Raw genomic sequence first — 6,732 nt, forward strand, 5'->3', positions numbered from 1 at the left:
AGATGTTTTTTAACAGCCTGGAAAAGGCAGCGGCCCATCTGCCCCAGGAGCAGGTGCGTGCCATGGTGGATGCTGCCAATGCACGGGGAATAAACATGCCCGGCTCTGGGGCTAATCGGGTTCGGCAGGAGGATTTGCTTGGTCAAGCCAATACTCCGGAAATGGATATGCCTGCCCCTGTGCAGGGACCAGAACTTGAAATATCAGATTTTCATCCCGGCCGAATCGGGGTGCTGCTGCCGTTGACCGGGTATTATCAGGCAGCCGGAGAACGGGGGCTGAACGGAGTACGCATGGCCGTAAATGCCCGGAACCGGTCCAGCGGAACTATGTTTGAGCTGAAAATCGAAGACACCGGCTCGGATCCAGAACAGGCGGCCGCGGCCGTTCATCGCCTGGGAAAAGCAGGCGCGGCCTGTATTCTAGGCCCCATGGTGACGGCGGGAGCTGCTGCGGTTCAGGCCCAGGCCCTGAAGATCCCCATGATCACCCTGACCCAGCAGACGAAGATCCTGGAAATCGGTGAATTTATCTTTAGAAATTTTCTAACGCCGGATGATCAGTCCCGGGCCCTGGTATCCCATGTGATGAACACCCGGGGATATAAAAGGTTTGCCGTGTTTTATCCGGATGAAAAATACGGGCATGTTTACAAAGAGGCTTTCTTACAGGCAGTGGAAGGTTATGGCGGGCAGGTGACGGCGAAAGTGAAATACGCACCCGGACAGACGGATTTTTCCGCCCGGATAAAACCGTTGATCCATGGGTATCAGCGACTGGATGCCCACGGGCGGTTTGTGAATCTTGTCCCCGGGGAATCCCGGGAACGAAACCGGATCTACCGGGCAAAGATCGATTTTGATGCCGTGTTCATCCCGGACGGGCCGGCAACCGGGGCTCAGATCGCCCAGCAGCTCAGGTTCCATGACATCAGGGATGTGATCCTGATGGGAACAAACATCTGGAATCCAAAGGCCCTTAACGAGGCTGGCGATTCCGTGCTTCCGGTGATTTTCCCGGTGGACTTTGACCCGGACAGCCCCGAGGAAACAGTGCAGAACTTTGTGGCGGACTATGAAGCCGCATTTGGGGAAACCCCGGATTATTTTGCAGCCATGGGGTTTGACACCGCCATGGAGGTGATGGACTGCCTGTCCGATCCTGGAGTGACTTCACGAGCCGGGTTGATGCAGACATTGAAAAAGATGGGCTTTGACCGCAGCGTCACCCTGATGGAAGTTTTATTGGAGTAGGATATTTTATTTTTTCTGGAGGACTAAGAACTTACTTTATAATAAACATCAATAAATTCCCTCGATGATATACGGCGGCCGTCTTTTGGATTCCAGGTAGATTCGCCCGATATACTCGCCGATTACCCCGATGCCGGTCAGCTGGACACCCCCTAGAAACAAAATAATGGCAACGATGGAGGCATATCCCGGCACATCCACGCCGAACATAAGGGTTTTGAAAATGATAAAACAGCCATAAATAAAAGAGAGCAGAGAGGTGATGATTCCCAGGTAGAGCCAGACACGCAGGGGCGCACTGCTGAAACTGGTAATGCCGTTGACCGCCAAATTCCACAATTTCCAGAAGTTGAATCGGGTCTGGCCGGCCTGGCGGATTTCCCGTGTATAACCGACGACAACAGTCTTGAATCCCACCCAGGCAAAAATACCTTTCATGAACCGCTGGTTTTCCGGAAGCTTATTCACCGCTTCCACCACCTTTCTTGTCATGAGCCTAAAATCCCCTACATCTGCCGGCAGCAAAATACTCGAAAGCAGGTTATGGATTTTGTAAAACCATTTTGCGGACATCCGCTTTGAAAACCGGTCCGACGACCGGTCTGTACGTCTGGCCAGGACCACGTCATACCCCTTGTCCCAGTATGCCACCATTTCCGGGATCAGTTCCGGCGGGTCCTGCAGGTCCGCATCCATGGGAATTATCGCCCGGCCCGCGGCATGGGCCAGCCCGGCGGTCAAAGCCGCCTCTTTGCCGAAATTCCGGGACAAATTGATGACTGTTATATGTCCCCGGTGCTGCTTTTCCTGCATAAGAATGTCAAACGTGTCATCGGTGCTGCCGTCATTCACGCAGATAATTTCAAAGGAGCGGTTCAACTCTTCCAGCACCGGGAAAAGCGCATCTAAAAACCGATGAATCATATCTGCTTCATTAAACATCGGGCACACGATGGATATTTCTTTTTTGGGCTCCACTCTGTTTTCATTCCATTATGTTGGAATATCGGATTTTTCTTTTATTCCGGTTGGGTTTTTGCTACCTTCTGCCAGTCGTCCATCTGTTTTAGATGAACAGGGTATCAAAGGTCAAGCTCAATGTGCAGTTATGACATAAACATAAAAACAAGGTAAACACGAATGAATCCTCCGGCCCAGCTTCAGAAATGGTTCATGCCTTCCATATTTGACTTGATCGTGGCAACAGTCTTTTGTACCATGATCCTGGCAGACCCATTGATTGGCTGCTTTGATATTTTCTGGCACCTGAGAACCGGGGATCTTCTTCTAAGCGGGGTTTTCCCCACCACAGACATTTTTTCCTATACCGCATACGGCAAACCCTGGATTCTTCATGAATGGGGCAGCCAGGTTATTTTTGCCCTGATTTACAACGCCTTCGGCTTTTCAGGACTGATCGTCCTGAAATCCTTTGTCTATGCCCTGATGTACGGCCTGATGTTCAATCTGCTGCTGCGGAAGGACACTAATATTTTCATCAGCCTTGGATTTACCCTGCTCCTGGTTCTGGGGACGGCCGGGGCATGGACAGTCCGTCCCCATATGTTCACCAATCTCTTTCTGGTAATTCTTTTCCGGATTTTTGTCGAGTTCAATGACAGGGGAAACCCCAGAATCCTTCGATGGCTGCCGCTCCTGTTTCTGATCTGGATCAATCTCCACGGCGGATACATCATCGGGTTTATTTTTCTGGCCGCCTGCACCGGGGCAAAACTGGTGACCGGTTTTCTAAAAACCACCCCAGATCCGAAAATATTTCTGTCACAGGCCAAAGCCCTCATCGCCTGGGGACTGATATCATTTGCCGCCTGCTTTATCAATCCCGCCACATGGAAAGGGGTGATGTATCCCTTGATGTATATCGGGGGCCAGATGGACAGCCGCATGATACAGGAATGGGCTGCCCCAGCAATTCACACAGATGTGCATTTTTTCATCTATACTGCTCTGGTGATTCTGGGAATTATGTTTTTACGCAAAATTCAGCCCTTGCATGAAATCTTTCTCCTCACAACTTTTATTTTTTTAGCCTTTTCCGCCATACGGCACATGCCTGTCTTCGCCATTGTGGCCACACCCATGCTGGCCGCCCTGTGGCAGGAACACCTAACCAGATTCTTCCATTTGCTGAAGGCCGCATATGTCAATCATAGGATGCATCACTGGCTTCAGATTTTGTCAGATTATCTGACCTCCCGGTCCCTTTGGTTCAATACCATGGAGCAGCACCTGAGATGCCACGTTTTGGCAGTGACAGTCATTGCGATCATGGCAGGATTGAGTGTGACTTTCCCGGATAAGTTGAACATCGGGCTGGACCGCACCCGGTATCCGGTTGAAATTGCGGAACACATCCGATCAAACCCGGTTCAGGGCAATATTTTCAATCAGTATGGCTGGGGTGGATTTCTGCTGTGGGCACTGCCGGATCATAAAGTCTTCATTGATGGACGAATGGATGTCTATAAAAAAGAAATAAGTGTCCCCTACAAGACCTTCATCAACCTGGAGCAAGGATGGGAAGATATCGCCGAAGAATACGATATTCAGCACATTCTAGCCGGTAAGGACCGGACCATCTCCCGGTTTATCATTCAAGTCAGCCCTTCTTGGAAAATCGAAAAAGAAACAGATAATGCTTTTTTTTTCACAAGGAAAAAAGTTGACAAGTAATGAAACACTTAATATCATTGATTTCTAACTACCCTAATTTCTTGTTTTCAATAAGAATAAGAGACAGGGGAATAGATCACACACAATAAAAAACAAGGAGAAAATCCCCATGAAAAAACTCATCAATCTGTTCAAAGAAGAAGACGGTGCCACTGCGGTTGAATATGGAATTATGGTGGCACTCATTGCCGTGGCTATTATTGCAGCTGTAAGTCTCCTTGGAAAGAATCTCAATGATAAATTTCAAGAGGCAGCCAACGCAATAGAAGGTGCAGGAGGTACAGGAGGTACAGGAGGTACAGGAAGTTGATAGTAGCAGAGCCCATAGAGGATTGATCATAATAGAGAAACAGACAAAAGAACATTTAATAATTTTAAACCTGCTCCACCCAGACAATGCCCGGCACCAGGCCTCTAAATAACTCCTCAGGAGTTATTTAGAGGCAACAATATACTTTAACAAAACATTATGATGGGTCAGATATGACTGAACTGAGTTGATATGATATCACCGACATTGTTTTTTTCCAGCATTGACGGCCCGGCACAAATTTTTTTGTGTGTTATACTTGCGGCAGCCGCCTGGATCGATCTGGACAGGCAGAAAATACCCAATGTCCTGACCTATCCGACCATGGTTGTCGGCATCGGATATCACTGGGCCATGTATGGCCTAGAAGGGTTGTCCTTCAGCCTGCTGGGACTGGCCACCGGATTCGGTGTGCTGGTCCTTTTTTATTTCATGGGGGGCATGGGGGCCGGGGATGTCAAGCTCATGGCTGCGGTGGGTGCTTTCCTGGGGGCCAAAGGGGTATTTATATCCTTTATTTTTACCGCCCTCTACGGCGGTGTTTATTCTTTATTGCTGATTCTGATGTACCGGCAGATATTCAGGGGATTTTTCACAGATCTATACAACACGCTTCTCGCGTTTCTGCTGATCAAGAGATACCAACCCATCCGGGTGGTTGAGCATGAAAACAAACCCAGGCTGTGCTACGGCATGGCCATTGCCCTGGGAACATTCACCTACGTGGGAATGGTGATGTCTGGATATGAATTTTAATTTTAACTGGCAAGGAATTATACCATGAGGGCTTTTATTCCTGTTCTGCTGTCGATTTTGATTGCACTGGGGGGCAGTTATTTGCTGTATGACTGGCTGAAAAAACAACAGACCCCGGAAAATGTGGTCATTAGCCAGGATACCCGGGCTGTTCCCGTGGTTACGTCCAAGCTGGATCTTGTCCGGGGCAGTGAAATAGATCCAATGGCCCTGGAGACCAAACCCTATTTTAAGGAGAGCCTCCCTGGGGGATATTTTTCAGATCCGGCCGCCCTTACCGGCAGAATCGTGACATCATCGATGATGGCAGGGGAACCGATTCTGGAGAGCCGCCTTGCTGACACCACCATTACACGGGGAGGGATTCCCGCACTGCTCAAGCCAGGCAGCCGGGCGGTGTCTGTCCAGGGCAACAAGGTCCTGGGCCTTGCCGGGCATATCAAACCAGATGACCGGGTGGATGTTTTGCTGACCATCCAGAAACCGGACACGGAAAAAGAGTTCACCAAAACCATCCTTGAGAACATGCTGGTGCTGGCATCCGGTACCCAGATCGTGAAAAACGCAGATAGCAAGGCCGCACCGGTGGATGTATATACCCTGGAGGTGACACCGGACCAGGGAGAACGGCTCACCCTGGCTGCCAACGAAGGCCGGCTGCAGTTCGCCCTGCGGGGGGCGGTGGACCATGAAATTGTGCCGACCAAAGGGGTGACCATGGTGGACGTACTCGAATTTTCCAGCCCGACCGAATCCAATCCGAAACTCCGGACCGTTGTCCGAACGAGACCGGCGCCGAAAAAAGTTAAAAAAACGACCATTGAAACAATCAAAGGGCTGACACTGACCCAAAAAGATGTCCCGTTAAAAGATGCCAACTGATTTTCACCAGGAGATGAGATCCCATGCATTTACGCAATGATTCAACAAAAGTGACGGCCCTGATTCTGGTAATGATGTTTTTTCTTTCCATGCCGTGCCTGGCCGCCCCCCTGGCAGGCACAGCAATGGAAACAGAAAATATTGAACTCATCGCCGGCAAGTCCCTGATCATGGACCTCAAGGGGCTTGACGTGACCCGCATTTCCATAAGCTCGCCTGAAATCGCTGATTTCATAGAATTTCCCAGGAACGGCAAACCTAAACAGCTTTACATCAAGGGAAATGCACCGGGTGTCACCAACCTGATTCTCTGGCACAGGGATGATCTCGTGGCCATCTATGATGTGGTGGTCAGCTATGACGTGTCCCGGCTCAAGGAAAAGCTGTTTCAGGTGCTTCCCGAAGAACCGGATATCCAGGTGTTTTCCGCCAATGACACCATCACCCTGGTGGGCAAGATTTCCAACAACGGCAACCTGTCCCGGGCACTGGTTATGGCCGAGTCCTTTGCCCCGAAAGGCAAGGTCAACAACCTGATGGAGGTGGGCGGCACCCACCAGGTCATGCTGGAGATCACTGTGGCGGAGATGAGCCGCAGTCTAGGTAAGGAACTTGGCATTGATGCAAGTTTTTTCAATGAAAGTGGTGATTTAGGTGCCACGGTTCTGAGTGAACTTGGCGAAAACACCGGCTTTGTCGGTGATAGCATAATTTCATCCGCCGTGACCTCGTTTTTCCGTTTTTCCAAAGGCAGCGCCACCTGGACCGGATTTCTTAATGCCCTGCAGGAAGACGGCATGATCAAAATCCTGTCTGAACCCAATCTAATTGCCATGA

The 6,732-nt window shown here is 50.0% G+C and carries 7 protein-coding genes; 6 read left to right on the forward strand and 1 reads right to left on the reverse strand.

The features are described 5' to 3' along the window. Nucleotides 1-1,253 (forward strand): penicillin-binding protein activator (locus tag RBR60_RS15860; RefSeq protein ID WP_320358586.1); only part of this gene is annotated, 1,253 nt, incomplete at its 5' end. Nucleotides 1,254-1,301: 48 nt separating this feature from the next. On the opposite strand, the gene RBR60_RS15865 is transcribed toward RBR60_RS15860, so the two are convergent. Next, nucleotides 1,302-2,231, reverse strand: a complete 930-nt coding sequence (locus tag RBR60_RS15865; protein WP_320358588.1) for a glycosyltransferase family 2 protein — start codon at nucleotides 2,229-2,231, stop codon at nucleotides 1,302-1,304. 585 nt (nucleotides 2,232-2,816) lie between these two features. Here RBR60_RS15865 and RBR60_RS15870 point away from each other — a divergent pair. From RBR60_RS15870 to RBR60_RS15890, 5 genes are all read left to right on the forward strand, one after another. Next, a complete protein-coding gene (locus RBR60_RS15870; RefSeq protein WP_320358591.1) occupies nucleotides 2,817-3,947 on the forward strand; it encodes a hypothetical protein in 1,131 nt (376 codons plus the stop codon). Nucleotides 3,948-4,056: 109 nt separating this feature from the next. Continuing rightward, on the forward strand, nucleotides 4,057-4,257 hold the full coding sequence (locus RBR60_RS15875) for a Flp family type IVb pilin (RefSeq protein ID WP_320358592.1): 201 nt from the start codon (nucleotides 4,057-4,059) through the stop codon (nucleotides 4,255-4,257). A 192-nt stretch (nucleotides 4,258-4,449) separates the two neighbouring features. Beyond that, on the forward strand, nucleotides 4,450-5,013 hold the full coding sequence (locus RBR60_RS15880) for an A24 family peptidase (RefSeq protein ID WP_320358594.1): 564 nt from the start codon (nucleotides 4,450-4,452) through the stop codon (nucleotides 5,011-5,013). Between the two features lie 24 nt (nucleotides 5,014-5,037). After that, on the forward strand, nucleotides 5,038-5,895 hold the full coding sequence (gene cpaB, locus RBR60_RS15885) for a Flp pilus assembly protein CpaB (RefSeq protein WP_320358596.1): 858 nt from the start codon (nucleotides 5,038-5,040) through the stop codon (nucleotides 5,893-5,895). A gap of 23 nt (nucleotides 5,896-5,918) precedes the next feature. Beyond that, nucleotides 5,919-6,732 (forward strand): pilus assembly protein N-terminal domain-containing protein (locus RBR60_RS15890; protein WP_320358598.1); only part of this gene is annotated, 814 nt, incomplete at its 3' end.

The organism is Desulfobotulus sp., assembly GCF_034006065.1.
Taxonomy (GTDB): domain Bacteria; phylum Desulfobacterota; class Desulfobacteria; order Desulfobacterales; family ASO4-4; genus Desulfobotulus.